Annotated in this window: 5 protein-coding genes; all 5 read right to left on the reverse strand. The window is 48.5% G+C overall.

The features are described 5' to 3' along the window. The coding region (locus ABYV26_RS23630; RefSeq protein WP_372683809.1) for a nucleotidyltransferase family protein at positions 1-548 on the reverse strand (548 nt) is incomplete at its 3' end. Continuing rightward, the gene (locus ABYV26_RS23635; protein WP_372683810.1) at positions 538-1,074 is read right to left on the reverse strand and encodes a lasso peptide biosynthesis B2 protein; all 537 of its coding nucleotides are present in this window, start codon (positions 1,072-1,074) and stop codon (positions 538-540) included. The genes ABYV26_RS23630 and ABYV26_RS23635, both read right to left, overlap by 11 nt. Position 1,075: 1 nt before the next feature. Next, positions 1,076-1,903 (reverse strand): hypothetical protein, encoded by an 828-nt coding sequence (locus tag ABYV26_RS23640; RefSeq protein ID WP_372683811.1) that lies wholly within the window; start codon positions 1,901-1,903, stop codon positions 1,076-1,078. Between the two features lie 367 nt (positions 1,904-2,270). Then, on the reverse strand, positions 2,271-2,432 hold the full coding sequence (locus tag ABYV26_RS23645; RefSeq protein ID WP_372683812.1) for a hypothetical protein: 162 nt from the start codon (positions 2,430-2,432) through the stop codon (positions 2,271-2,273). 49 nt (positions 2,433-2,481) lie between these two features. After that, a complete protein-coding gene (locus ABYV26_RS23650; RefSeq protein WP_372683813.1) occupies positions 2,482-2,754 on the reverse strand; it encodes a PqqD family protein in 273 nt (90 codons plus the stop codon). Positions 2,755-3,194 lie beyond the last annotated feature (440 nt).

A 3,194-nucleotide genomic window follows, 5' to 3' on the forward strand; every position in this document is an offset into this window, starting at 1 on the left:
AGTTCGACCACCACTGATTTTTCTTGGTGAATCATGGGTGCCAGATGATGGTGATGCGTTCGGTAGGAATCCTGGGCGCTGGCCGTCGCGTTTGCATGATAATTCAGGCTGCGCAACAGTTGGTGTCCACGCTCAAGGTCCGCCTTTTTTACCAGTATATCCAGGTCGCCGTATACTCGAGCACCAGGATCGTTATAAACGCCCTCGGCCAAAGCGGCCCCTTTCAAAAGGATGACCGCGATCCCGGCATCGCCGAAAGCATTTAAAATCCGAACCAGTTCTATACCGCGATAGGTATTCGTGGCCAAATTTCGAAGATAGCTATTCTTGAGAAATTCCATCCCGTCGTCGGGAAGCTTTAACTGCTCTTTAACATTGCTCAACTGCCGGTAAAGCATCGGTCCCAGGCCTATGGCATCCGCCCGTTGGAAAAGACTCAACCAATCCAGCGACGGCGTGCGCAACTGCATGGCCCTCTGTTGCCACCGGTCGTCATGAGGGTGCTGTAAGGCATGGACAAGGAATAGATCTTCACGGCTAATGTTCATGGGTGACCTGCTTCCGATAGGCACATGACCATGTTTCTCCACCGCACCGGTCTTCCTGATTCATCATGGGGAACCGGTAAGTCTCCATGTATGTGCGGGTCATATCAGGGTCGTTTTCCAAAAAGATTCCCCCCTCGTGCAGAAGCCAGGCATGGCCTTCCAAGCGACCATGAGCCGGTTGCTTACCGGCGGCATCTGGCACACGAACACCAAAACAGACCTGGACCGGCACTCCGACATCACGCAAGAAGTGGTACAGAACCAGAGATCGTTTTAGGCAGGTCCGTTTCCAAACACCGACCCCCCGGCCCAGAATGAAATCGGTGAATTTTACGATCTTGGCACTGGAAAGGTTTGCCGCTGGGTGCTTTGAGGTCTGGATGTTCTGGGGCGTTAACCGGTTCATCAGACGAGGCAGGGTGTTCCATTTAACCAAGACCGGCAAAACCGTTATCAGACTCAATACCCGGTAAAATAAAACCACATCCCGCCAAGAACTGATATTACGCCTTATTTTTTTGATCATTTTAGTGCCTCACCGGTAGCCGTGTGATGAGCGAAACCAAAATGTCCGGGTCTCGCAGCAGATCTCTGCCGCCGAGCAGTTCGAATCCGCTGGTTTGCCCCACGAGTGTTTTGATCGTTTCCAGCTGCCGTTTGGCGGTCATCGGGTCCGACGAAAGAATGATCTGCTTCATCAACCGCGTGAACATCTCCGTGGGGCCCAGAGGCGACACCACGCTGGTTGGGTGGGATCGAATACGCGGAAAAATGATAACATCTGGCTCGATCCAGGGCCTGTGAGACCCTATGAAAAATTGCGACACGTCAACGGAAATTTTATCCTCATTTGATTGATGCGCTGTCACCAGGCCGTCCAGTTCGCCATACCGCCGGCAAAGATCCGGCGACAAGTGAAAGTCCCGGTACCACGGGTATACCCGAATACTCCCGTTCCGAACGTCCATGAGCAACGAATCATCGGACACGTAGTCGAACCCACTTCTAACCAGATTGAGGGCCGATGTCGTCTTTCCGCAGCCGCCGTCACCCGAAATCAGATAGCCGACGCCATTGTGGCAGAGCCCGGCGGCATGAAGGTAGAACCGGCCGGCCGATTTCATGGTTTCGATGAGCGGACCGCTCACCAGCGAGCAAATGGTGGACATCTCGTGTTGAATTTCTGGACGAATAAAAGCCCTGCAATGCCGGGCTGCTGAATCGAAACTGACCAGAGAACCGTCTTTGGAAGTAAAATAATAGTCAGCCCCCCGGCGGTATACGTGGGTAACCGGCGTTTTCACAACCAGTGACGCATCAAAAGGGAGCGGTGGGGGCGAGGAATGAATCGTCACTTCCATCTCCAAAGGATTTAATACCGACAGGTGTTTGCCACGACACAATGAATCAAAATAGTCCTTCAACCCGGGAAACAAATTATCATCACACTGAATATTTACCGGAAGTGATTGAACTAACATGGTGTCTCTGGCCACGATATTTCTCCTCATCTAGGTAAAGGCGAAGGTGCTGGTTTAATCCTGCGAGGTGGATGAGCAGCACGCAGTCAAGAGCATTTTCCAGTTTGCCCAGCAGCTTTTTGATTGCTTGACGAGTAAGGATAAGCAAAAAACAGTAACCTCATCAATCCAATCCACAAATAGTCAACACCCCTGGGTTATACGTTTTTTCTGCTTTTCACAGGCTTTGTAATTAAGTCAATTAAAAAGGCAGTCCTGGTTTTCCACCAGGTTTTCCGCCAGGTCGTCCGCCAGGTTTGCCTTTATCACAGTCATTTCTACCATAGCCTCCAAAAGCCATAGTGACTTTATCCAATGGCTGTGCGCACTTGGTCATTTTTGGAACAACAAAATGTTTTTTCATGTGGATACTCTCCTTTTTCGTAACACGGTTTTTAAATGAAAAGGAATTGCTAAGAAAACGTCACCAATCCCTCTTCTTCCAGCTGTTGGGCAAACTGGAAAATGCTCTTGACTGCGTGCTGCTCATCCACCTCGTAGGATTGAATCAGCGAGGAAGCAATCTGGGAAATTTTCAGTTTTTCACGAAACCCATTCCATATCAGCAAACTGGTGTCATTTAGGTGATAGTAGTACTTGGTTTCAACATCCAGCAGCACGGCACCGTCATCTAATTCAGTGCACACCACCGACGGGTTTATTTGATAGATTTTTTCTGGTAGCATGTTTTTTCCTTCCTTTTGAAATGGAAAGCATCGGTCGCCATCTTGTGATCGCCCTGCAAGTGTTTCGCATTCTACAGCAACAAGCATACCATAATTTAAAAATGCATATTTAATTTAAAAATAACTGATAGTTAAAATATTTTTTGGTCCGAATGACAAACAATAAGAGAGAAGAAAAGGAAATACTTGTGGGTAGTTTACTACCGTGTTGAAAGAACCCAATTCTTCAAAGACCTGTACTTATTGACCTCTACCCTGTTATCCATAATCCGGTTCTCTATTGCTCAAATTTCCTTGAAGTACTCGGATAGATTACAGGAACGGTAATACTGTATGCTTTTGACCGAGACGAGATAGGGTGATTGGAAATGGTATTGAAAACACCCGACAAGATTCGGAATCTCCAGAGAAAGCTTTACCCACGTCGACGTGGGAACCGG

The sequence above is a fragment of the Desulfosarcina sp. genome, assembly GCF_041551955.1.
Taxonomy (GTDB): Bacteria; Desulfobacterota; Desulfobacteria; order Desulfobacterales; family Desulfosarcinaceae; genus Desulfosarcina.